Raw genomic sequence first — 23070 nt, forward strand, 5'->3', positions numbered from 1 at the left:
TTTAGGGAATAGAGAGTCGGGAATAGGGAATGGGGCACCGCGCCAAGCAGGCAGGCCGGGGGGTGAATCGTACCTGCTTTGACGATTCCCCATTCCCGATTGCCTATTCCCGGCTACTCGATGTTCTGCACCTGCTCGCGGATCTGGTCGATCAACACCTTCAGATCCACGGCGGCATTGGAGGTGCGGCTGTCCACCGACTTGGAACCCAGTGTGTTGGCTTCGCGGTTGAACTCCTGCAGCAGGAAGTCCAGGCGGCGGCCCACCGGCTCGCGCTGCTTGAGCACGCGACGGATCTCGGCGATGTGGCTGGACAGGCGGTCGAGCTCCTCGTCCACGTCCAGCTTCTGCAGCCACAGCACCAGTTCCTGCTCGGTGCGGCCCGGGTCCACCGGATGCGGCAGATCGGCCAGGCGCGCGGCCAGCTTGACGCGCTGCCCTTCGCGAATTGCCGGAATCAGCGTGCGCACCTCGGCGGCGATACGTTCGATCGCATCCACCCGCTCGCTGATCGCCGCGGCCAGCTTGCTGCCCTCACGCTCGCGCGCAGCAACAAAGCTGTCGACCACCTCGTCCAGCAAGGCCAACGCCTGCGCCTGCAGCGCGGGCGCATCCACGTCCTGCACCTGCAGCACGCCGGGCAACTGCAGCAGGTCGGTAAAGCCCACCTGCAGCTTGGGGAAGACGCCATCCAGCCGCGCGGCAAGCGCACCCAGTTCCTGCAGCAGTGCTTCGTTGACGGCCAGTGTCTGTGCGTTTTCCGGCGCGCGCAGGCGCAGCGTCAGGTCCAGCTTGCCGCGGCTGTTCTTGGCAGCCACGCGCTCGCGCAGCAGCGGCTCCAGCGCACGCAATTCTTCCGGCAGGCGCGTGCCCACTTCCAGAAAGCGGTGGTTGACCGAGCGCAGCTCGCAACCGAGCGTGCCCCAGGGCGTGATGCGTTCGCCGCCAGCAAACGCGGTCATGCTTCGGATCATCGTGAATTCCGTACCGTCAAAGCGCGAATGGTACCCTAGCCGCCCTTGCCGGCTGCCTGCACGCCGCGCACTGACGCCCGACCCACCTCCCGACTTCCGGACTCATCGCATGCCCTTTTCCCGTCCCAGCGGCCGCACGGCCGACCAGCTGCGCCCGGTGCGCATCGAACGCGCCTTCACCCGCCATGCCGAAGGCTCGGTGCTGGTGAGCTTCGGCGACACCCGCGTGCTGTGCACCGCCAGCGTGGAAAACCGCGTGCCGGGCTTCCTGCGCGGCAAGGGCGAAGGCTGGGTCACCGCCGAATACGGCATGTTGCCGCGCTCCACCCACACCCGTTCCGACCGCGAGGCCGCCCGTGGCAAGCAGGGCGGGCGCACGCTGGAAATCCAGCGCCTGATCGGCCGCGCACTGCGCGCCTGCGTGGACCGCAACGCGCTGGGCGAGCGCACCATCACCCTGGACTGCGACGTGCTGCAGGCCGATGGCGGCACCCGCACCGCCGCCATCACCGGTGCTTACGTGGCGCTGGCCGACGCGGTGAACCTGCTGCTCAAGCGCGGCGACATCAAGAAGCACCCGTTGATCGGCGCGGTGGCTGCGGTGTCGGTCGGCATCTATCGTGGTGAACCGGTGCTGGACCTGGATTACCCCGAAGACAGCGACTGCGATACCGACATGAATGTGGTGATGAACGATGGCGGCGGCTTCATCGAGCTGCAGGGCACGGCCGAAGGCCATGCCTTCCGTCGCGACGAACTCAACGCGCTGCTTGCCCTGGCCGAAAAGGGCATGGGCGAGCTGTTCGCGCTGCAACGCGCCGCACTGGCCGGATGAGCCGTCGCATCGCCCTGACCACCTTGCTGGTTGCCGACTACGATGCGGCGATTGCCTGGTACACCGGCGCGCTGGGCTTCCACGTGCTGGAAGATCGCGCACTGGGCGATGGCAAACGCTGGGTGGTGATCGGCCCGGGCGGCACGCAGGACGCCGGCCTGCTGCTCGCGCAGCCGGCCGACGCCGCGCAACGCGCGCGCATCGGCGATCAGACCGGTGGGCGCGTGGATCACTTTCTCTACACCGACGACTTCTGGCGCGACCATGCGGCCATGCAGGCCTTCGGCGTGGAATTTCTGGAAACCCCGCGCGAGGAGCCATACGGCACGGTCGTGGTGTTCCGCGATCTGTACGGCACCAAGTGGGATCTGCTGGAGCCCAAGCAATGAAGCAACTGGTATTGGCCAGCGGCAACGCCGGCAAGCTGGAAGAACTGCGCGCCATGCTGGCGGCACTGCCGCTGCGCATCGTCGCGCAGGGAGAGCTGGGCGTGGAAGACGTGCCGGAAACCGGCCTGACCTTCGTCGAGAACGCGTTGATCAAGGCACGCCATGCCAGCGCGGTGACCGGCTTGCCGGCGCTGGCCGATGATTCGGGTTTGATCGTCGATGCGCTGGGCGGCGCACCGGGTTTGTACAGCGCGCGCTACGCCGGCAGCCCGACCGATGCGCAAGCCAACAACGCCAAGTTGCTCGATGCCATGCGCGATGTGCCCGCCGAACGCCGCAGTGCGCGGTTTTACGCGGTGATCGTGTTGCTGCGTCACTCGGAAGATCCGCAACCGCTGATCGCCGAAGGCAGTTGGGAAGGCGTGATCACCACGCAACCGCGCGGCGACGGCGGCTTTGGCTACAACCCGGTGTTTCTGGATCCGGTGCATGGCCTGACCGCGGCGGAAATGGACAGCGACATGAAAAACCGCCTGAGCCACCGCGCAGTGGCACTGGCAACGCTGCAGCACAAGCTGCACGCGCTCACGCTGTAACCGACGACCGCACGCAGTGCCCGCCCTGATCCCGCCCCCGCTCTCGCTCTACGTGCACCTGCCCTGGTGCGTGCGCAAATGCCCGTACTGCGATTTCAACTCGCATGCGGCCAAGGGCGTGCTGCCGTTCGAGGAATACGTAGATGCACTGATCCGCGACCTGGATGCAGACCTGCCGCTGGTGTGGGGCCGGGTGGTGCATTCGGTGTTCTTCGGCGGTGGCACGCCCAGCCTGTTTCCGCCGCAGGCGATCGACCGATTCCTGCAGGCGGCTGCAGCGCGGCTGCGCTTTGCACCGAATCTTGAAATCACCCTGGAAACCAATCCGGGCACTGCCGAGCATGGCCGCTTCGAACACTACCGCGCCGCCGGCGTGAACCGCCTGAGCTTCGGTGTGCAGAGCTTCGACGATGTGGCATTGCAGCGGCTAGGGCGCATCCACGATAGCGCCGAGGCCGAGCGTGCAATCAAGCTGGCGCAGGATGCCGGCTACGAGAATCTCAATATCGACCTGATGTACGCGCTGCCCGAGCAGACCCTGGCGCAGGCCGAGCGCGACCTCGAACGCGCCTTCGCGTTGCAGCCCACCCACATGTCGCATTACCAGCTCACGCTGGAGCCGAACACGGTGTTCTTCGCGCGGCCGCCCAAGGGCATTCCCGACGACGATGCGGCCTGGGATATCCAGGAACATTGCCAAGCGCTGCTCGCCGAGGCTGGCTATGCGCAGTACGAGGTCAGCGCCTATGCCAAACCGGGCCGGCAGTGCGCGCACAACCTCAATTACTGGCGGTTTGGCGACTACCTGGGTATCGGCGCAGGTGCGCACGGCAAGATCAGTTCCGGCGCCGAACAACACGTGCTGCGGCGCTGGAAGCACAAGCATCCGCAGAGCTACCTGGCCAGCGCCGGCACGCCCGCATCGGTCGGTGGCGACGAGGTCGTACCGCGCGAGCGGCTGCCGTTCGAATACATGCTCAATCTGCTGCGGCTGCACGAAGGGTTTCGCCTGGGCGATTTCGAAGCGTGCACCGGCCTGGCCGCGTCGGCCATCGCCGCACCGGTCGCGCGTGCGGTGGCGCAGGGTTGGCTGGTCGAACAGGACGGGCGCGTGCTGCCCACCGAGCTGGGCCGCCGCTTCACCAACGACGTGGTCGAGCTGTTTTTGACCTGAGCACGCGCCCCCTGCTGCGCCGGCAACATTGCGGTGCGGCGACATGCGCCAGCGTGGGCTCGTGCCCCATCGAGGCGGCGCGGCCGGCACCGGGCTCCTGGCACCTCGCATCGCGATGATCGCTGCGCAGCCGGAAAACATGCTACATAGCTCACGCTTCGCACCGAGCCCATCTCCCCGGATGTCCACGCCCCTGTCCTCCCCGCAGCCCACGCTCAGCGGCCCGATCGCTGACGCGCCCGTTTCCGCGCGCGGCCGGCGCCTGCTCGGCATGTTGCATGCGCAGTGCGTGCAGGCGCTCGGCGGCCCGCTGCGGCTGACCATCGTCGAGCTGGAACGCGCGCTGCTGCATCAGGCCGAGCACGCACGCAACAGCCAGATTCAGGCCGATACCTACGCGCAGATGCGCGGCTTGCGCGATCACATCGACCGCTTTCCGCAGCTGTTCCTGCAGCATCTTGCGCAGGACCTGGCGGCATTGCAGGAGCGCCCTGCGCTGATGCCGCCCGCCGATGCGTCCACGCCACCGCAGACGCTGACCTTGGTGGAAGACACCGACATCGATCGCGACATCGTGCTCAGCGACATCGCCCGCCGCGAGACCTCGCGGCGTGCCGATGCGCTGCAACTGCTGGCGCAACGTCTGGCAGTGATCGGCGCAGTGCCGGAATTCGAGCTCGACGCCCTGCCGCTCGGGCCCTATGCCCTGTGCCGGATCGTGCGTGAGTGCGGCCAGTGCCTGGGTCTCGGCCTGGATGGGCAGCTCGCGCTGTACAAGGTCTTCGAGCATCAGGTGATGGATCGCCTGGGCGATGTCTACAAGAGCGCCAATGCCACGCTCGCGCAGGAAGGCATCCTGCCCGGGCTGATCTATCACCCCTACCTGGTCAAGCCCACCCATGTGCAGACGCGCCGCACCGCGCCAGCGGGTGCGGCGACACCTGCAGGCAACGCCGCGGCAGGCACACACGGCAGCGCGCAGCGCCCCCCGCGGCCGGCCAACGGCTGGCACGGGCACGCCGCTCCGAACGCCTGGCAGAGTGCCCTGCTCGATCCGCAAGGCCTGCCCCCTGCAGCGTCGGGTGCTACCAGCAGCATGCACGCGGCCTCGCCCGGGTTGAACGAGGCCGCACACGCACTTGGCGGCCTGATGTCCTCGGCACGCCACTGGCAGGCAGCCGGCACCGCCGGCGCGCACGGCGCTACCGCCCCGGGCAGCTTGCTGCAGGCCGCCGCCCAGCCGGCTGCAGCGCCGGCAGCCAGCGCTGCGCCCTGCGTGCCCAAGGCCGCGCTGGGCAAGGCACTGGCCAGCCTGCAGGGCGCGCCGGGCGCACGCCCGGGTGCATTTTCGCCGGCACCCGGTATCGATGCGGTGCAGCGCCAGGTGCTGGAGCTGCTGCGCGCCGAGCACGGCGCAGACGCCACGCTGTCGCCGCAGGACAACGACACCTTCGACCTGCTTGGTCTGCTTTACGCACAGATGCAACGCGAAGTGCGCGATCACACACCTGCGCAGGCCCTGCTCGCCAGGCTGCAGGTGCCGGTGGTACGCGCAGCCCTGGCCGACACGCATTTCTTCGTGCGCGACCAGCACCCGGTGCGCGAGCTACTCAACACCGTGGCCGAGTCCGGCGCGGTGTGGCTGGGCGAGGACGATGTGGACCCGCAGCTGCTGCACAAGCTGGGCGCCGCGGTCGACACCATCGTCAACGATTACCAGGGCGACGAGGCGACCTTTGCCGCCGCCAACGATGACATCCAGGCGCATCTGCGCACCCTGGCGCGCAAGGCCGACGTGGCCGAACGCCGGCATGTGGATGCCGCGCGCGGCAAGGAACGGCTGGAAACTGCCAAACAGCAGGCGCAGGCGCGGATCGAGCAGGTGTGCGACGACAGCGCACCGCCGCGGTTCGTGCAATCGCTGCTGCGCCAGGCCTGGTCCGACGTGCTCACGCTCACCCTGCTGCGGCAAGGCGAGCAGTCGCCGGAGTGGGACGAGCGCCTGGCGCTGACCACGCGCATCGCCGAGGTCACCTGCCGCAACAAGGGCGAGCCCACCGACATTGCGCTCGGCACCGATGTCGAAACCGCGCTGCTGCAGGTGGGCTATCACCACGACGAAGCGGCCGCGATTGCGCGCCGCCTGTCCACACCCGGCGGCGACGATGCGCTTAGCTCGCGCACCGAACTGGCCGCCAAGCTCAAGGCGCGCGCGCGCCTGGGCGAGCAGGCCGACACTGCAGCGCACAAGCCCGCCGCCATACCGCGCACGCCGGCCGAAGATGCCTGCTACACGCAGCTACGCAGCCTGCCGTTCGGGACCTGGTTCGAATTCGTGATCAACCAGCAAGGCGACCTGCGCCGGCAACGCCTGTCCTGGTACAGCCCGATGACCGGCCATGCATTGTTCGTCAATCAGCGCGGGCAAAAGATCGGCGAGCACTCGCTGGACGGGCTGGCGCGGCTGATGGCCGGCGGCCAGGCGCGCCTGCTGGTCGAAGAGAAATCCCGCCTGATCGACCGTGCCTGGCATGCCACCGTGCGTACGTTGCGCAGCCTGGCCGGCCACGCTCCCGCAGAGGCCTTGCCATGATCCAGGACACCCGCCGTGCGCCGCGCCGCCAACCAAACGACATGGTGCCGGTGATCGACATGCTCAGCGAAGCGCAGATCGGCCGGGTCGGCAATGTCTCGGAAACCGGCATGCTGCTGCTGGCCTCGGTTGCCCTGCACGACGACGCGCTGTACCAGCTGCGTTTCAGCCTGCCCGAACGCGTTGGCCGCGCCACCGAGATCGACGTCGGCGTGCACCTGCTGTGGTCGGAGCCGGCGCATGCGCCCGGGCAGGCCTGGGCCGGCTTCCGGTTCCTGAGCATGTCCGAGCCGCATCGCCAGCGCCTGCGCGCCTGGATCGCCGAAGAACACATGGTCGGCTGACGCAGCGCAGTGCGATTGCGGCAAACTTGCGCATTGCTTCGCATTGCCGATCGAGTCCCGCATGACCCAGCCCTCCTTGAGCCACCTGTATTCCGACCACCTGCGCACGCTGACCGCGCGTGCCGACCAGGCGCTGCAACGCGGCGGCTTCGATCATCTGGTGGTCCCCAGCGGCAGCACGCACTACCAGGTGTTCGACGACCGCGATTACCCGTATGCAGTCAACCCGCAGTTCAAGACCTGGGTGCCGCTGACGCGGGTGCCCGACAGCTGGCTGGTCTACACCCCGGGCCGGCGGCCGACGGTGATCTTCCACCAACCGTTCGACTACTGGCACGTGGTGCCCGACGCGCCGAGCGGCTGGTGGGTGGAGCACTGCGACATCCACATCATCCGCACCCCGGAACAGGCGCTGGCGCTGCTGCCCAGGCAGGTCGAGCGCTGCGCCATCCTCGGCGAGGCGCGCAGCGCACTCGGCGCCTACGTGCCGAACAACCCGCAGCCGGTGCTCGACTACCTGGACTATCAGCGCGCCTTCAAGACCCCGTACGAGCTGGCGTTGATGCGTATCGCCCAGCAGCTGGCAGTGCGCGGCCATCGTGCCGCCGAAGCGGCATTTCGCGCCGGCCAGAGCGAATTCGGCATCCATATGGCCTACTGCGCGGCCGTGGGCCAGGATGCCAACACGCTGCCATACGGCAACATCATCGCGCTCAACGAGCATGGCGCAGTGCTGCATTACACCGAGCTCGGCCAGCAGCCACCGCAGCCGCTGCGCAGCTTCCTGATCGATGCCGGCGCGTCGGCACATGGCTATGCCAGCGACATCACCCGCACCTACGCCGCCGATACCGGCAGCGAATTCCAGGCCCTGATCGATGCAGTCGACGCCGCGCAGATCCGCATGGGCCAGGCCGTGCGCGCCGGCGTGGACTACAAGCAGCTGCACATCGATGCGCATCTGGCGTTGATGGGCATCCTCCAGCAGTTCGGCATCATCACCGTGTCGCCGGAGGCCGCGCTGGCCACCGGCGTCAGTGCCGCGTTCTTCCCGCATGGCCTTGGCCACCTGATCGGCCTGCAGGTACACGATGTGGCCGGCTTTGCCGTCAGCGACCGCGGTGGCCGTATCGAACGCCCGGCAGGCCATCCCTACCTGCGCCTGACCCGCGTGCTGGAACCAGGCATGGTGGTGACCATCGAGCCGGGCGTGTATTTCATCGACATGCTGCTGGACGAAGTGAAGAAGAACGGCCACGCCGCCAGCATCGACTGGCAGCGCGTGGAGCAGTTCAAACCGTATGGCGGCATTCGCATCGAAGATGAAGTGGTGTGCACCGACGACGCGCCGGAAAACCTGACCCGCCCGGTCTTCGCCGCTGCTTGAGCAGCAGGCGCGGCCGACCACACCACGGTGTGCAATGCCGGGCCACAATGGCGAAAGACCTGAAATGGGCGCCTAACCGCGCCATCCACCGCCCGATCACGCCCCGCTACGCTGCAGCACCACCACACGGAGCACTGCCATGAACGACCCACGCCAGAGCGCGCACCCGGACCACGCGATGTATCAGCAGATCGAACGCGGCGTGCATGCGATCGATGCGGCGCACGGTCGCACGCCCGATCAGACCAGCGCACGCCTCACCGCCGCCTTGTTGCCGCTGGCCAAGGAAGGCGGGCTGTCGCGCGTGGACCACGTGCTGATGAGCGAAGCAAACCATCGCGGCGTGCACGGCGGCGAGAACGTGTTCGTGGTGCAAGGCGACCCGTCCAATCCGGCGCACCTACGTGCGCACATGAAAACCGAACAGGCGCTGGGCACACCGGAAGAACAATCGTTCGAGCGCGCGCGTCAACTCGCCGGGCCGAGCGAGCCGGTGCAGCACCCCGAACGCACCCAGACGCCGCAGCTGGGCCAATGAACCCAGCCGACAAAACGCCTATGCAGTCGCCAGGCGGGCGCAGCTGGTGTTTGGGATCGGCGTAAGCACGCGTCCACTGCGGCGACTGCGTTTTTGCCTGCGCCTTCATGACGCTCACTGCGGTGTGTTGGCCGCTGCGACCCTCCCGCGCGCCGGCGGTTACGCGCTGCCGGCCATCACCGCTTCGATCTCGTCGGCGCTGCGTGCCAGTGCATCGGTCAGCACGCGGTGGCCATCGCCGGTGATCAGCACGTTGTCTTCGGTGCGGATGCCGATGCCGCGCCACCTGGGCTCCACCGTGGTGTCGTCGGCAGAAACATAGAGCCCTGGCTCGATGGTGAACACCATGCCGGGTTCCAGCAGGCGCGAGTCGCCGGCCAGCCGGTAATCGCCGACATCGTGCACGTCCAGGCCCAGCCAGTGGCCGGTCTTGTGCCGATAGAAGCGCTTGTAATGCCCCTCGGCGATGTTGCGTTCCAGCTTGCCCTTGAGCAGGCCCAGGCGTAGCAGGCCCTCGGTCAAGGTCTCCACCGCGGCCAGATGCCCGGCCTCATAGGCCACGCCGGGGTGCGCCTGCGCGAGCGCCGCCGCCTGCGCCGCACCGACCAGATCGTGCAGGGCGCGCTGTGCCGGCGTGAAGCGGCCGTTGACCGGGAACGTGCGGGTGATGTCGGCCGCATAGCCACGGTATTCGGCACCGGCATCGATCAGCACCAGATCGCCGTCGCGGCTGCGCGCGTTGTTGGCGCGGTAATGCAGCACGCAGGCGTTGCTGCCGGTGCCGACGATGCTGCCGTAGGCCGGCCACCCATCGGCGGCGCGAAATTCGCGCTCCACTTCGGCCTGCAGTTCGTACTCGTGCACGCCCGGGCGTGCCAGTCTCATGGCGGCCAGGTGCGCACACACGCTGATGTCTGCGGCCTGCTGCATCAAGGCGAGTTCATCGCGCGACTTGAACAGGCGCTGCTCGTGCAGCAGATGTCCCAGCTCCAGAAATTCATGCGGCGGCTGCGCGCCATGACGCACCTGCTCGCGCACCCGCTTGAGCCAGCCGATCAGCTTCAGATCGAAATCGACATCGCGGCCGAAGTGGTAATAGACCCGGCTGCGCCCTTCCAGCAGACCCGGCAGGATCTCGTCCACATCGTCGATCGGGTACGCATCGTCCATGCCGTAGCGTTCCACCGCCCCTTCCTGCCCCTCACGCGGGCCGTCCCAGGCTTCGCGCTCGGCATCGCGCTCGCGGCAGAACAAGATGGCTTCGCCGTGCCGGCGACCGGGCACCAGCACCAACACCGCCTCGGGCTCGGGAAAGCCGCTCAGATACCAGAAGTCCGAATCCTGCCGGTACGGGTAATGGGTGTCGTGGCTGCGCACGCGCTCGGGAGCGGCGGGCAGGATCAGGATGGCGTGCTCGCCGGCCATCTGCATCAGTTGCTTGCGCCGGCGCGCATACTCGGCCGCGCCGATCCCGGTGAGCTTCTTCATGACGGGACGACGATCAGTTCAGACGTTGGCGAAAACGCGGCCCCATGACGCAGTCGCCGTGCAGCAACAGCACCGCCACGCGGACGAATTCCTCGATCTCGGCCAGGGCGGTGTCGTCTTCTTCGCCGGCATCGAAATCGTCGCTGGATGCCTGCGCCAGGCGGGCCAGATCCTGCAGCGCTTCTTCGCCTTCTTCGGTGAGCGCCGGGCGCTGCTGCGCGGCCAACCCGAAGCCGCCCAGAAACGCGCGGCACCAATCGAACAGCGCATCGGTACGCGCCGGCAACGGGGCGCCTTCTTCGACCAGCAGCAGATCGAACGCAAAGTCGCGGTCTTCCAGCTGTGCCACGGTGGCCTGGCGCAGCCGATCCAGCGCGCCGCCCTGCCTGGGCGCCGCCTGGGCGTTGTCGGCCAGGATGCGGGCCAGCCAGTCGCCACTGTCGGCCCCACCACCGGACAACCACCCGCATAGCCCGCCGTGCAACTCCGCCGCAGAGGACGCCAGCCCGAGCTGACGGCTTTCAGTTTGCACAGCGGTTACATCAGGCAGATCCATCGGGTCATCCAGGCTAGGAACAGAAGGCACCCGCGCGAGGCGGGCGACGAGACTTTCCAGTGTATCAAGGCCGCCCGTCCCAACCGCGTTCCGGTCGCTCCATGCAGCGTTCCAGGGGCCACGCGCTGCAGCGGGTCAGGCCGGCGGCAGCCCTTGGCAGGCTTGGCTTCATGGTGCGTGACCGGCCCGTGAGCGGCGCTTGACCGTGACGCGCGCGCGCCCCTATCGTGAGCGCATGGACAACGCTGCCGCCCTCGCTCAGATCCGCGCACTCGCCGCCCGCGTGGAGGCGCTTGTGGAGCGGACGCAACGGTTGACCGACGAGAACCGCAGCCTGCGCCATCAGCAGGAACAATTGATCGGCGAGCGTTCGCAACTGCTGACCAAGAACGAGCAGGCACGTTCGCGGGTGGAAGCCATGATCGTGCGGTTGAAGTCACTGGAGCAGCACACGTGAGCAGCAACGAACCGGTCAGCGTGCGTATTCTGGATCGTGAATACACGGTTGGCGTGACTGCCGACGAACGCGAGAGCCTCACCGCTGCAGCACGCCTGCTGGATTTGCGCATGCGCGAGATCCGTGGCAGCAACCGCATGGCAGCGGTCGATCGTGTGGCGGTGCTGGCTGCGCTCAATCTTGCCCATGAGTTGCAGCAGTTGCGCGACCAACAAGCGCTCTACGATCGTGAGTTGGCGAATACGCTGGACAGCTTGAACCGTCGACTGGACGGCCTGGCCGACACACCGCGTTGAGCGCGACGTCGCACTGCCGTCGCAAAGATGAATTTTTGCGACCGCGTGCCGACGAATGGGCTAGCCATCGCGCAGCAGAGGTCTATACTTCACCTGCGTTCTCTGCTGTAAACGACAGCGTGCAAAACATTCGCCTTGTCCCTTAATTACGACCACGGGGGCGCGACGAAGCCGGGTGTGCAAGTCCGCCTTGTAGCGGGAAGCCCGATGGCCTCACAACGTCCCCACTTGAACCCCGGGTTCAAGGTCGTTTCGCCCGCATCGTCACTGCGGAGAATGCAAATCTGAAACGGCGCCTTCGGGCGTCGTTTCTTTTTGTGTGTCTGGCGCATGCCTTTGAGCACGACGCCTGCCGCGCGCAGCGAGGCAGCCCTTCGTGCCCCGGGGCGCTGCTGCGGGATTGGCCTGTCAATGATGCGACAGCCTGGGGGGCAGCCTCAGGAGCGCACGTGCGCAGCATCTCATCGGACGGAACGCACGAAGACATGTCCTCTACGCCAAGCGCGTGAGCACCGCGCTCCGCCAACCGGCCAACGAGGCGATTGCCCGGTGGCACGTACAGACCTGGTGCCCGACGTTCCGACCGGACGCCGGACGTTCAAACGGGATGTTGAACATTGCGGACATGGCGCTAGGCAGCTGGACGTGGGCCATCGACAATGTGCGCATTCGACCGCTGCGAGACACCGATGACCCAGGACCGAGACGCGCTGCGTCAGCAGTTGCGTGCGCAACGCCGCAGCCTGCCGGCCACGCAGCGACTGGCCGCCGCCGATGCATTGGCCGAACGCTTGCTGGCGCTGCCGTTCGCGCCGCAGGCCGGTGCGGTGGCCGGGTATTGGGCGATGGATGGCGAGATCGCACTGCACCGCTGGCAGCTGAGCTTGCCGGCCGGCGTGCGCTACTGCCTGCCGGTGCTGGACGGACGTGTGCTGCGCTTTGCGCCATGGCGGCCGGGCCAGGGACTGGTCAGCAATCGCTACGGGATTCCCGAGCCGGACGTGGATCTGGCCGATACGCTGGCGCCACAGGACATGGCCTTGGTGGTGACCCCGCTGACCGGTTTCGACGCGGCGTGCCGGCGGCTGGGCATGGGGGGCGGCTGGTATGATCGCAGCTTCGCGTTCCGGCATCGCCAGGCGCCGCCGCCCTGGCTGGTCGGCGTCGGCTTCGCCGCGCAGCAGGTGCCTGCCTTGCCCACCGAATCCTGGGACGTGCGCGTGGACGCCATCTGCACCGAACACGCCACCTTCCTGAAAGACGACAGCCTCTCTGCATGACTGCCCGCAAGCGCTACTGGTTGATGAAGTCCGAGCCGGACACGTTCTCCATCGATGATCTGGAACGCGTCGGCACCGAGCCGTGGAACGGCGTGCGCAACTACCAGGCGCGCAATTTCATGCGCGACGGCATGCAGGTGGGCGACGGTGTGTTCTTCTATCACTCCAACTGCAAGGTGCCCGGCATCGTCGGCATCGCCAAGGTCGCCAGCACTGCGTATCCGGACGACACCCAGTTCGACCCAAAATCCGACTACCACGACCCCAAGTCCACGCGCGAAGACCCACGCTGGATGCTGGTGGACGTGGCGTTCGAGCGCAAACTCAAGCGCACGATTGCGCTGGATGAAATCAAGCAACACGCCGATGCACTGGGCGAAGGCTTCCCGCTGATCGCGCGCGGCAATCGCCTGTCGATCCTGCCGGTGACCACCGCGCAGTGGAAGCTGTTGCTGGCGATGGAGTAGCCGTGATTGAGAATTCGGCATTGGGGATTCGCCCATCGCCGCCCCGCGTGACCTGCTCTTACGAATCCCAACTCCCCAATCACTAATCCCGAGCTCCCAAATGTCCGACGCAAAACGCCTGGCCGCCGAGAAGGCACTCGATTACGTGGAAGACGGCATGATCGTCGGCGTCGGTACCGGCTCGACGGTGGCCTACTTCATCGATGCGCTGGGCCGTATCGGCCACCGCATCAAGGGCGCGGTCTCCAGCTCCGAACAGAGCACCGCACGCCTGCGCCAGCACGGCATCGAGGTACTGGATCTCAACCACACCGGCAATCTGTCGGTGTACGTGGACGGCGCCGACGAGTGCGACCCGAACCGCTGCCTGATCAAGGGCGGCGGTGCGGCACTGACCCGCGAGAAGATCATTGCCGAGGCCAGCGAGCGCTTCATCTGCATCGTCGACCCGAGCAAGCAAGTGCCGGTGCTGGGCAAGTTTCCGCTGCCGGTGGAGGTGATTCCGATGGCACGCAGCCTGGTCGCCCGCCAGATCCTGGCGTTGACCGGCGGCCAGCCGGTGTGGCGCGACGGCGTGGTGACCGACAACGGCAACGTGGTGCTGGACGTACACAACCTGCAGATCACCGATCCGGTGGCGCTGGAGCGCAGCTTGAACCAGATTCCGGGCGTGGTCTGCGTGGGCCTGTTTGCGCGCCGCCCAGCCGATGTGGTGATCGTCGGCGGCACACCGCCGCGCGTGCTCTGACGCACGACGCGGTCGATTGTTCGTGCGCCCGACGGCGCGCAGACATCCGACACCTGGGCCGCGCCGGCAACGCGGCGTTGCAGGTGGTCTCTTCACAGCGGTGGCCGGTGCGGCGACTCTCGAACGCTGCCCGCCCGGCGCAACTCGCTCGCTGTCTGCATACAGAAGTCCGCACGCGGCGCATCTGTAAGCGGAACGTGTCGCCCCGCTCGCAGGCGGATGCAGCGCGCTACCGTTGCGGAGCGACCTTCCCGCATCCCGCGCGCTGGACGAGGCGGCACCGTGGCCGCGCGATGTGCAGCGGGCAATCGGCCCGTCCCGATGCCTTGCCCGGCACCGCACTGCATCGCCTGCCGCCGCGACTTGACGCACGCCGGTGCATGGCAGAAGGTGCGCCATCCCCGCCTCATCGGTTTGCCGCATGCGCCCTGCCCGCTTCCTTGGTCTTGCCTGTCTGCTCCTGCTTGGCGGCTGCGCCAGCGGCGGCTCCTGGGTGGAACTGGCCGGTACGCGCTATCAGGTAGAACTGGCACAGAACGATGCCGACCGGACCAAGGGGCTGATGTTCCGCGACGCCATGGACGAAGACCGCGGCATGCTGTTCATCCACGACCGCCAGGAACCGATGGCCTACTGGATGAAGAACACCAAGATCGCGCTGGATATCCTGTATTTCGACAACCAGCGCCGGCTGGTGTCGCAACAGCGCGATGTGCCGCCGTGCTCGGCCGGCGACGCCTGCCCGCCCTACCCCAGCAAGGCGCCGGCCCGCTATGTGCTGGAGCTCAATGCCGGCCAGGCCGCCAGGCTCAACCTGCAGGACGGCGCCGAACTCACTTTCAGCCCGGATATTCCCAAGCTGAAGTGATTCACAGCGATGCGGTGTCTCCTGTCAGGAAGTACCGGACTTGAACCCCGCGCCGCTTGCCGACACTCTTGTCAGCATGGTCGACATGCTCCCACTTCCCCATTGGACCGCGCTCGCCAGCCTGGACGACGATGCGGTGCCACTGATGTCCACCGCGTTGCTGATCGCACGCGACGAGTATCCACAACTGGATGCCGAGCTGTATGACACACTGGTGCAGAGCCACGTCGAGCACCTGCGCCGCGAGGTGGAGGCGATCGATCTGTGGCCGCTGAAGATGGCGGCAGTCAACCGCTACCTGTTCGATGAACTGGGTTATTCGGGCAATCACGACGAGTACTACGACCCCCGCAACAGCTATCTGAACCAGGTGTTCGAGCGCCGGCTGGGCAATCCGATCTCGCTGGCGATGGTGCAGATCGAGGTGGCCCGGCGCCTGGGCATCCCGCTGGCGGGGGTGTCGTTTCCAGGACATTTCCTGGTGCGCCTGCCGGTCGACGACGGGGTCCTGGTGATGGACCCGTTCAACGGTGGCCGCCCGCTGGGCGTGGACGAGCTGCGCGAGCGCGCCCGCCCGCACCTGGGCGGCGAAATCCCCGACGACCGTGCGCTGGCGCAGATTCTCGACCCCGCACCGCACCGCGCGATCCTGATCCGCATTCTGCGCAACCTGCACGGCGTGTACGCCGATGCCGAGCACTGGGACCGCGCCGCACGCAGCGCCGACCGCATCCTGAAGCTGGTGCCCGACCAACCAGAGGCGCTGCGCGACCGCGGCATGGCCTATCTGCATCTGGGCCATCGCAATGGCGCCCGCCACGATCTCTCGCGCTACCTGCTACTCAACCCGAGCGCGCAGGACGCGGCCCATCTGCACGAGCACCTGGTGGAACTGAACAGCCAGCGCGCGCGGGCGCACTGAGCCCCGAGCACCCTCTAGCCGCTCAGCCGCACGGCATGGCGCGGCAGGTGGTCGATGCCCGGTCCGGGCAGGCAAGCGGTCAGTCGACTTCCACCATTTCGAAGTCGTCCTTGGTGACGCCGCAATCGGGGCAGGTCCAGCTCTCGGGCACGTCCTGCCAGGCGGTGCCGGGCGCGATGCCTTCTTCGGGAATGCCGTCGGCCTCGTGGTAGAGGAACCCGCAGACCACGCACATCCAGGTGCGGTAGGTGGTGGTGGATGTGTCGCTCATCGGATAATCGCGGTCACGCAACGGTGGGGCCAGCATTGTCCCATCCCATCCACCGCTTTCGGAAGCGCTGCCATGCCCCAACGCCTTGACGCCCGCGGCGTGTACCTGATCACCCCGGACGAGCCCAATACCCAGCGCCTGCTCCTGCGCACCGTGCCGTTATTGCCAGCAATCACCTGGCTGCAATATCGCAACAAGCAGGCCGATGGGGCGCTGCGATTGCGCCAGGCCAGCGCCCTGCGCGAGGCCTGTGCGGCGCACGGTGTGCCCTTGATCATCAACGACGATGCGCAACTGGCCGCGCAGGTCGGTGCACAGGGCGTGCATCTGGGCGAGGACGATGGCGAGGTGGCAGCCGCACGCGCGCGGCTGGGGCCGCAGGCGATCATCGGGGTGTCGTGCTACGACGAGATCGAGCGCGCGCGCGCCGCCGCCGCCGCGGGTGCCAGCTATGTCGCGTTCGGTGCGTTTTTCCCGACCACCACCAAGCAGACCACCCGGCGCGCGACGCCGGCGCTACTGCAGCAAGCGGCCGAGCTTGGTCTACCCCGGGTGGCGATCGGCGGCATCGCAACTGCGCAGGTGCCCGCGCTGGTGACTGCAGGTGCCGACCTGATTGCCGTGGTCAGCGGCGTGTATGCGGCGCCAGATCCGGTCGCAGCAGTGCAGGCATACCGCGCAGGGTTTGCGTGATAATGCGGCAAGCGTTGAAGACGATCGATGCTGGCTGCGTCGTACGCCGTCGCGCAGGATTGATGCCCTGCTTGCACCAGGCACACCGACCATCGTGACGGGGCCTTGCCCGCTCACCGTCGCGGGACCCTTGGCGTCCCGCAATCGGTGAGGACACCGCATCACCCACCTGGCTGGTCGTTTTGTCGAAAAACGAAGATGCCGCGTCGCCAGCTTGCCGGCTGCTTGTTGAAACCTGTGCGCACCGACCATCTCCGTTGGTCCTTGCCCGCCCACCGTCGCGGGACCCTTGGCGGCATGGATGGCGGGCCAGAGCTACATGGACGTACTTGCAGCGTGTCCCGCGATGGTGGGCGGGCAAGGGCCCTGCAGCAAAGGCGAAGATGATCCGCTTTCCACCTGTTCTGCCGGTATTGAGCAGTCAGGTCGAGACGGCTGCACTGTGCTTATCGCGATCGCTTGGCTGTCTTCACGTCTGGTCGAATGCGCGGTGCCCTCACCGCTTGCGGGACACGCCGTGAATCCGTCCCTGGAGGCTCGGTGGCGGCATCCATGCCGCCACACGGTCCCGCAATCGGCGAGGACACCACGCCAGACAGTTGGTTGGTGGTTTTGTTGAAGAGCAAAGGCACCGCGTCGCCATTTGCCAAGCGCTGGTTGAGAGCCTTGCCCACCGACCATCTCGACTGGTCCTTGCCCGCCCACCGTCGCGGGACCCTTGGCGGCATGGATGCCGCCACGGAGCTACATGGACGTACTTGCAGCGTGTCCCGTGATGGTGGGCAGGCAAGGGCCCTGCAGCAACTTCGCAGATCATCCGCTCTGCGAAGTTGCTGCAACCTGCGCGTCGGGGCTGTTCGACTACATCGGACAATCTGCTTAGCCAAGCCATCACCCAGGCTGCGTGCCTTCACTCGTCACGGTGACATCAATTCGGCCGGCCATCACCCAAAACAAAAACAGCGACGCGTGCTTTCACGCGTCACTGCCGGGACTGCCGTTGTCGCGTGATCCGATCAGAAATCGTAACTCAACGTCACCCGGCCAGAGCGCGGTGCCTGGTAGGCCACCACCTGATTCCATAGCGGGTTGGTGGTGTTGTCGGGCAGCTGCGAGAACGGATAGATGTTCGTCGCGGTCTGCTCGTTGGTGATGTTGAACACGTCGAAGCGCAAGGCCAGCTTGCCGTCGGCAAAGGCCGGCTTGTAGGTCACGCCCATGTCGAGCTGGGCGATCCAGCCCAGGCGCCCCTGCGAGCCCGGAGGCGATGCCACGCCGGTGCCGGTTTCCGGGTTGTAGCAGTAATGGTAAGGACCGCCGGTGATGGCGCTGCCGCCGTAGCCGGCCGGATCGCGGCCGCTGTATTCGGTGCCGTAGTAATTGCCCAGGCAGTTATGCGGCGCGCCGGAGATCAGGCTGAAATTGGCCGAGGCGCCCCATTGCGGGTTGAACTGGTAGAAGCCGAACAGCTTGAGCTGATGGCGGTGATCGTTGGATTGATCGCCGTTGAAATGTTCCATCAGTGCTGCGTGGTCCCAGCTCTGCGTTGTGGAAACCGACGCCTGGCCCTGATAGCTGCCGAGTGCGCCGCCGGTACGCCACAGGTCCGAACGCACCTGGCCTTCGGTGGTGCCGTAGCTATGCGACCACACGTAGTTGACCTTGGCGTACCACTGGCCGTCGAACGGACGTTCCAGGTTGAATTCCACGGCCGAATAGTTGCGCTTGAACTTCGGGAAGCCCGCCGCTTCGCGGCTGACCGACACCTCGTGGAACTGGCCGTCGGTGCCGATCACACCCCAGGTGTTGGTCTGGCCGGGATTGATCAGCGAGGCGCCTGCGACTTGCGAGAAATCAATGGTCACGCCCTGAGCGGCGGCCGCGTTGATCAGCGCAGTGTTGGAGACGTCGTAGTTCTGGTCGTCGATACCGGCATTGAGACGCCGGTGGGTACCACGCACGCCGAGCACCCAGCCGCTTTCGAGCTGCTTGGTGAAACCCAGGATGACTTCGTCCTGGTTCTCGCCTTCGATGTCCTTGGCCACTGCGGTGCGCACATCGGCGATGCGGCCGAAGCGCGAATTGGCCGACACGGCCGAGCCGAGCTGCTGCGCCAACACCGGCGTGCCGTCGGCATTGATGCCGCTGTAGGTGAAATAGGTATCGGTGGTGGTGGCCGGTGTGAACAAGCTGACGGCCGACAGCGGCAGACCGAGGTAATAGCGGCCAACGTTACCGAACACCTTCAGGCTGGAATCGCCATTGACGTCCCAGCTGAAGCCCAAGCGCGGCGCCCACGCGTTATCCACTTCAATGTAAGGGTCGCCGAACGGGGTGTAGTTGGTGAACTCGTCCTTGCGCAGGCCGATGCTCAACAACAGGTTGTCGGTGACCTGCCACTTGTCTTCGATGTAATAGGCGCGTTGCTTGGCCTCGTAGGAGTACAGGCTGGTGTTGATGTTGCGCACCACGTAGTAGCCGCTGGACCCGTTGACCGGATCGACCAGGCCCGGGCTTGGCGCGCCGATGCCGCCGGCTTCGTTGGCCGACTGGCTGACCAGCCCTCCGGTGGCCAACCCGTTGGGGTCGTTGGTCTGGCCGTAGGTCCAGGCAAAGCCCGGCCCGGACAGCACCGAGCCGACGTCGATGCCTTCGGACTTCTGGTTGTCGATACCGAAGTTGAGCGTGTGGTGGCCGAGGCGCCATTCCAGATTCAGGCGCTGATTGTCTTTCTTGTATTCGCGATCCGGCGAACTGACCGAGGTGACCAGCTGGTTGCCGATGCGTGGCGTGCCGCCGGTGTAGGCCGGATTCTGCAACGCCGCGCTATTGATCACCGGTCCCCCGGCCGCGTTGTAGTTGAACGGGGTCAGCTCGTCGGGTGTGCGCATCTTGCCGTACAGCGCGGTCACGGTGAGGTTGTCACCCAGGTAGCCGGTGTACTTGCCGGTGAACAGCGTGGGGCCGGTCTTCCAGGTGGATTCGTCGGTGAAATAGCTGCCACGCGTGCGGTTGACATAGTCGTAGCGATAAATCGAACCGTTGGTCTCCGCCTCATCGCTGGCACCGGTCACCTCGATCAGGTGGTTGTCGGTGATGTTCCAGTCCACCTTGGCGTACCAGCGCTTCTGCTTGTAGTCGTAGTCGGTCAGGCCGCCGGTGCGGCCGTTGTCGGTGTCGCGATTGGTGCCCACGCGCACGCCATCTGAATCCACCTGCTCTGCGGCCAGGAAGAAGAACAACTTGTCCTGGATGATCGGGCCACCGACGTAGGCGCTGTAAGTGGTCTGGTTGGCCTCGGCTTCGCTGGCCGGCTGGTACAGGCCATTGGCCGCACGCGCGTAGCGGTAGGCGGCGTTGTTGACGGTGCTGGCCTGGCTGTCCGAGCGCCAGTAGATGTCGCGCTGGTTGGCACGCAGGCCGTTCGGCTCCCAGATCACCGCCGCGCCGAACTTCCACTCGTTGGTGCCGCGCTTACCGATCTGGTTGATCACACCGCCGTTGGCGCGCCCGTACTGCGCGCCATAGCCGCCGGTGAAGATTTCCTGCTGGTCGATGGCACCGTACGGCAGGGTCAGGCCGCCGAGATTGTTGCTGATGGTGGTGGTGTTGAAACCGTTGAGGTAATACGCGTTTTCGCTGGCGGCCGAGCCGCCGAAGCTGGGCAACGAGCCGCCGAGCGGGCCGTTGTCGAAACCGCCGCTGTTGACCACCACGCCCGGCGCCAGCAGCGCGATCGCTTCGGCGGTACGGCCCAACGGCAACTGCGCCAGCTGCTCGGCGGTGACCACGGTGCGGGTATCCACGCTGCTGACGTCGATGGTGGCCAGGCTGGCCGCGTTGACGGTGACGCTGTCCAGGGTTTGCACGCCGCTCCCCGCGGCGCTGGCGGCGAACGACACGTCGGTGTTGGCGCCCACGGTAATGGCCACGTTCTCGCGGGTTTCCACGACCGCGCCGTCGCGCTTGACCGTCACCTTGTAGGTGCCCAACGGCAGATTGCCGGCGGTGTACCGGCCACGCGCGTCCACCGGCACTTCGCGGCTGAGGCCACTGTTGTTTTCCACTACCACGCTGGTGCCGCTGCCCTGCCCCACGCTGCCGACGATGCTGCCGGTGGTCGACTGCGCGTGTGCACCGCCGATGGCCACCACCAGGGCCAACGCCAGCGCACGCTTCTGGATACTACGGTTCATGCTTTCTCCCCAAGTCTGGAACGGTCGGCAAGGCGACTGGATGAACGGGGCCAACGGCCGCCGGAATCACACTTTCTGAACATCTGCAGCGGGGCGCCAATGACCGCATGCCATCAGCTCATGCCCAAACGCCCGGTCCCCTCGTGTCCGATCATAGGCAGCCGGGTTGCCCTACCCGCTGGCTCCGACGGGTAGGCGGGCCTCTGCCGGGTAGGCGCGCGAGGCCGCAGGCCTGACAATGGCGAACGCGATGCCCGCTGCCGGGCATCGATGTCCCCACTGGTATTCCTCAAGGATCTGCGCGCATGAACCACACCCGCTCCCACGCCCTGTTCGCCCAGGCGCAGACGCTGCTGCCCGGCGGCGTCAACTCACCCGTGCGGGCGTTCAAGTCGGTGGGCGGCGAGCCGTTCTTCGTGGCCCGTGCCGACGGCCCTTACCTGTACGACGTCGACGACAACCGCTATATCGACTACGTGGGCTCATGGGGCCCGATGATTGGCGGGCACAACCACCCGACGGTGCGCGAGGCGGTGGAACGCGCGATCCGCGACGGGCTGTCGTTCGGCGCGCCGTGCGCGGCGGAAGTGACGATGGCGCAGACCATCACCCGGCTGGTGCCCTCGTGCGAGATGGTGCGCATGGTCAACTCGGGCACCGAGGCCACGCTGTCGGCGGTGCGCCTGGCGCGCGGCGCCACCGGGCGTAACCGCATCATCAAGTTCGAAGGCTGCTACCACGGCCACGGCGACTCGTTCCTGGTCAAGGCCGGCAGCGGCATGCTGACCCTGGGCGTGCCCACCTCGCCGGGCGTGCCGGCCGGCTTGAGCGAGCTGACCGCCACGCTGAGCTTCAACGACTTCGAAGGCGCCACCGCATTGTTCGACGAAATCGGCGCCGACGTGGCGGCAGTGATCATCGAGCCGGTGGTGGGCAATGCCAACTGCATTCCGCCACTGGCGGGCTATCTGCAGCACCTGCGCACGTTGTGCACGCGGCATGGTGCGCTGCTGATCTTCGACGAAGTGATGACCGGCTTCCGCGTGGCGCTGGGTGGCGCGCAGGCGCTCTATGGCGTCACGCCGGATCTGACCACCTTCGGCAAGATCATCGGCGGCGGCATGCCGGTGGGCGCGTACGGCGGCCGGCGCGAGCTGATGGAGCAGATCGCCCCGGCCGGGCCGATCTACCAGGCGGGCACCTTGTCGGGCAATCCGGTGGCCATGGCCGCCGGCCTGGCGATGCTGGAACTGGTGCAGGAACCGGGCTTCCACGCCCGCCTGGGCGAGGCGACCGGCGTGCTATGCGAAGGCCTGGAAGATGCCGCGCGCGCGGCCGGCATTGCCGTCACCACCAACCAGGTGGGCGGCATGTTCGGGCTGTTCTTCAGCGACGAGATCGTGGAGAGCTACGCGCAGGCCACCGCCTGCGACACCACCACCTTCAACCGCTTCTTCCACGCGATGCTGCAGCGGGGCGTGTACCTGGCGCCGTCGGCGTACGAGGCCGGCTTCATGTCCAGCGCGCACGACGAGGCCGTGATCGAGGCCACGCTCGCCGCGGCACGCGAGGCGTTTGCAGACGTCGCACGCTGACGCGTGACGGGGTAAGACGGCGGCCGCGCCGCGCTTCGCCTTCAGCACGTGCCGAGGGCGCAGGTGCGGCGCTGAGGCAGCCAGCCGAACCAAACGCCGGCAGCCGATAACGGCCGCCCTGATGGCGCCGGACGTGGATGCCGGCGCGGGCCCAGCGGGGCCGGGCATGCACCGCAGGGCCAAGTGAATGCGCAGGCCGCGGGCTGGGCGCGCCGGTCGGTGACGCCGGATCACACACACCTGTTCTGCGCACGCCGCTGGCGCGAGCAGACGCAACCACAACCCGATCCACCCGATGGCCCGCCTCGACCCTGGCGGCGATGGCGTGAAAACCGCTACACACTTTGCTTTTGTCGTGAGGCTGTCATACCTTTCTGAAAGGTGCTCAGGGACGGGCATGGGT

The 23070-nt window shown here is 66.8% G+C and carries 22 protein-coding genes and 1 other RNA gene; 18 read left to right on the forward strand and 5 right to left on the reverse strand.

Annotation, left to right across the window (positions count from 1 at the left end):
* Nucleotides 1-113: 113 nt before the first annotated feature.
* The gene (locus XnspCFBP7698_RS07230; protein WP_104580718.1) at nt 114-974 is read right to left on the reverse strand and encodes a YicC/YloC family endoribonuclease; all 861 of its coding nucleotides are present in this window, start codon (nt 972-974) and stop codon (nt 114-116) included.
* A 109-nt stretch (nt 975-1083) separates the two neighbouring features.
* Here XnspCFBP7698_RS07230 and rph point away from each other — a divergent pair, with 109 nt between their 5' ends.
* The 8 genes from rph (at nt 1084) to XnspCFBP7698_RS07270 (ending at nt 8830) form a co-directional block, all read left to right on the forward strand.
* A complete protein-coding gene (gene rph / locus XnspCFBP7698_RS07235) occupies nt 1084-1809 on the forward strand; it encodes a ribonuclease PH (protein ID WP_104580717.1) in 726 nt (241 codons plus the stop codon).
* Nucleotides 1806-2198: a VOC family protein gene (locus XnspCFBP7698_RS07240; RefSeq protein ID WP_104580716.1), complete on the forward strand. Its 393-nt coding sequence runs from the start codon at nt 1806-1808 to the stop codon at nt 2196-2198. Before rph ends, XnspCFBP7698_RS07240 begins: the two co-directional genes overlap by 4 nt.
* Entirely contained in the window at nt 2195-2794 is a 600-nt protein-coding gene (gene rdgB / locus XnspCFBP7698_RS07245) for an RdgB/HAM1 family non-canonical purine NTP pyrophosphatase (protein WP_199680067.1), read from the forward strand. Before XnspCFBP7698_RS07240 ends, rdgB begins: the two co-directional genes overlap by 4 nt.
* Nucleotides 2795-2810: 16 nt before the next feature.
* Nucleotides 2811-3968, forward strand: coding sequence for a radical SAM family heme chaperone HemW (gene hemW, locus XnspCFBP7698_RS07250; RefSeq protein ID WP_104580714.1), 1158 nt, complete (start codon nt 2811-2813; stop codon nt 3966-3968).
* A 181-nt stretch (nt 3969-4149) separates the two neighbouring features.
* Nucleotides 4150-6561, forward strand: coding sequence for a DUF1631 domain-containing protein (locus tag XnspCFBP7698_RS07255; RefSeq protein ID WP_104580713.1), 2412 nt, complete (start codon nt 4150-4152; stop codon nt 6559-6561).
* Entirely contained in the window at nt 6558-6905 is a 348-nt protein-coding gene (locus XnspCFBP7698_RS07260) for a PilZ domain-containing protein (RefSeq protein WP_047696865.1), read from the forward strand. Before XnspCFBP7698_RS07255 ends, XnspCFBP7698_RS07260 begins: the two co-directional genes overlap by 4 nt.
* 61 nt (nt 6906-6966) lie before the next feature.
* Nucleotides 6967-8292 (forward strand): Xaa-Pro dipeptidase, encoded by a 1326-nt coding sequence (gene pepQ / locus XnspCFBP7698_RS07265; RefSeq protein WP_104580712.1) that lies wholly within the window; start codon nt 6967-6969, stop codon nt 8290-8292.
* Nucleotides 8293-8431: 139 nt separating this feature from the next.
* Complete coding sequence (locus XnspCFBP7698_RS07270) at nt 8432-8830, forward strand: XVIPCD domain-containing protein (protein WP_039410424.1); 399 nt, start codon at nt 8432-8434, stop codon at nt 8828-8830.
* Between the two features lie 159 nt (nt 8831-8989).
* Here XnspCFBP7698_RS07270 and XnspCFBP7698_RS07275 read toward each other — a convergent pair whose 3' ends face one another.
* On the reverse strand, nt 8990-10318 hold the full coding sequence (locus tag XnspCFBP7698_RS07275; RefSeq protein ID WP_104580711.1) for an aminopeptidase P N-terminal domain-containing protein: 1329 nt from the start codon (nt 10316-10318) through the stop codon (nt 8990-8992).
* A gap of 13 nt (nt 10319-10331) precedes the next feature.
* A complete protein-coding gene (locus XnspCFBP7698_RS07280) occupies nt 10332-10874 on the reverse strand; it encodes a YecA family protein (protein WP_104580710.1) in 543 nt (180 codons plus the stop codon).
* A 235-nt stretch (nt 10875-11109) separates the two neighbouring features.
* Between XnspCFBP7698_RS07280 and XnspCFBP7698_RS07285 the strand changes: the two genes are divergently transcribed.
* The 8 genes from XnspCFBP7698_RS07285 (at nt 11110) to XnspCFBP7698_RS07320 (ending at nt 15912) form a co-directional block, all read left to right on the forward strand.
* Entirely contained in the window at nt 11110-11331 is a 222-nt protein-coding gene (locus XnspCFBP7698_RS07285) for a TIGR02449 family protein (protein ID WP_039410450.1), read from the forward strand.
* A complete protein-coding gene (locus XnspCFBP7698_RS07290) occupies nt 11328-11627 on the forward strand; it encodes a cell division protein ZapA (protein ID WP_039410433.1) in 300 nt (99 codons plus the stop codon). The genes XnspCFBP7698_RS07285 and XnspCFBP7698_RS07290 overlap by 4 nt, the downstream gene beginning before the upstream one ends.
* A 96-nt stretch (nt 11628-11723) precedes the next feature.
* Nucleotides 11724-11907, forward strand: a non-coding RNA gene (ssrS, locus tag XnspCFBP7698_RS07295) — 6S RNA.
* A gap of 409 nt (nt 11908-12316) precedes the next feature.
* Nucleotides 12317-12907, forward strand: a complete 591-nt coding sequence (locus tag XnspCFBP7698_RS07300) for a 5-formyltetrahydrofolate cyclo-ligase (protein ID WP_104580709.1) — start codon at nt 12317-12319, stop codon at nt 12905-12907.
* Complete coding sequence (locus XnspCFBP7698_RS07305) at nt 12904-13374, forward strand: EVE domain-containing protein (RefSeq protein ID WP_166749225.1); 471 nt, start codon at nt 12904-12906, stop codon at nt 13372-13374. The genes XnspCFBP7698_RS07300 and XnspCFBP7698_RS07305 overlap by 4 nt, the downstream gene beginning before the upstream one ends.
* A gap of 100 nt (nt 13375-13474) precedes the next feature.
* Nucleotides 13475-14122, forward strand: coding sequence for a ribose-5-phosphate isomerase RpiA (rpiA, locus tag XnspCFBP7698_RS07310; protein WP_039410440.1), 648 nt, complete (start codon nt 13475-13477; stop codon nt 14120-14122).
* Nucleotides 14123-14543: 421 nt separating this feature from the next.
* A complete protein-coding gene (locus XnspCFBP7698_RS07315) occupies nt 14544-14990 on the forward strand; it encodes a DUF192 domain-containing protein (RefSeq protein ID WP_047696879.1) in 447 nt (148 codons plus the stop codon).
* 40 nt (nt 14991-15030) lie between these two features.
* Nucleotides 15031-15912, forward strand: coding sequence for a SirB1 family protein (locus XnspCFBP7698_RS07320; RefSeq protein WP_039410446.1), 882 nt, complete (start codon nt 15031-15033; stop codon nt 15910-15912).
* Nucleotides 15913-15991: 79 nt separating this feature from the next.
* On the opposite strand, the gene XnspCFBP7698_RS07325 is transcribed toward XnspCFBP7698_RS07320, so the two are convergent.
* A complete protein-coding gene (locus XnspCFBP7698_RS07325) occupies nt 15992-16219 on the reverse strand; it encodes a rubredoxin (RefSeq protein ID WP_146093234.1) in 228 nt (75 codons plus the stop codon).
* Between the two features lie 36 nt (nt 16220-16255).
* On the opposite strand from XnspCFBP7698_RS07325, the gene thiE reads away from it, so the two are divergent.
* Entirely contained in the window at nt 16256-16876 is a 621-nt protein-coding gene (gene thiE / locus XnspCFBP7698_RS07330) for a thiamine phosphate synthase (protein WP_104580708.1), read from the forward strand.
* Nucleotides 16877-17892: 1016 nt separating this feature from the next.
* Here thiE and XnspCFBP7698_RS21620 read toward each other — a convergent pair.
* On the reverse strand, nt 17893-21072 hold the full coding sequence (locus XnspCFBP7698_RS21620) for a TonB-dependent receptor plug domain-containing protein (RefSeq protein WP_199680069.1): 3180 nt from the start codon (nt 21070-21072) through the stop codon (nt 17893-17895).
* 305 nt (nt 21073-21377) lie between these two features.
* Between XnspCFBP7698_RS21620 and hemL the strand changes: the two genes are divergently transcribed.
* Nucleotides 21378-22667, forward strand: coding sequence for a glutamate-1-semialdehyde 2,1-aminomutase (hemL, locus tag XnspCFBP7698_RS07350; protein WP_104581667.1), 1290 nt, complete (start codon nt 21378-21380; stop codon nt 22665-22667).
* Nucleotides 22668-23070 lie beyond the last annotated feature (403 nt).

Origin of the sequence: Xanthomonas sp. CFBP 7698, assembly GCF_003600855.1 — a bacterium.
Classification (GTDB): Bacteria; Pseudomonadota; Gammaproteobacteria; order Xanthomonadales; family Xanthomonadaceae; genus Xanthomonas; species Xanthomonas cannabis.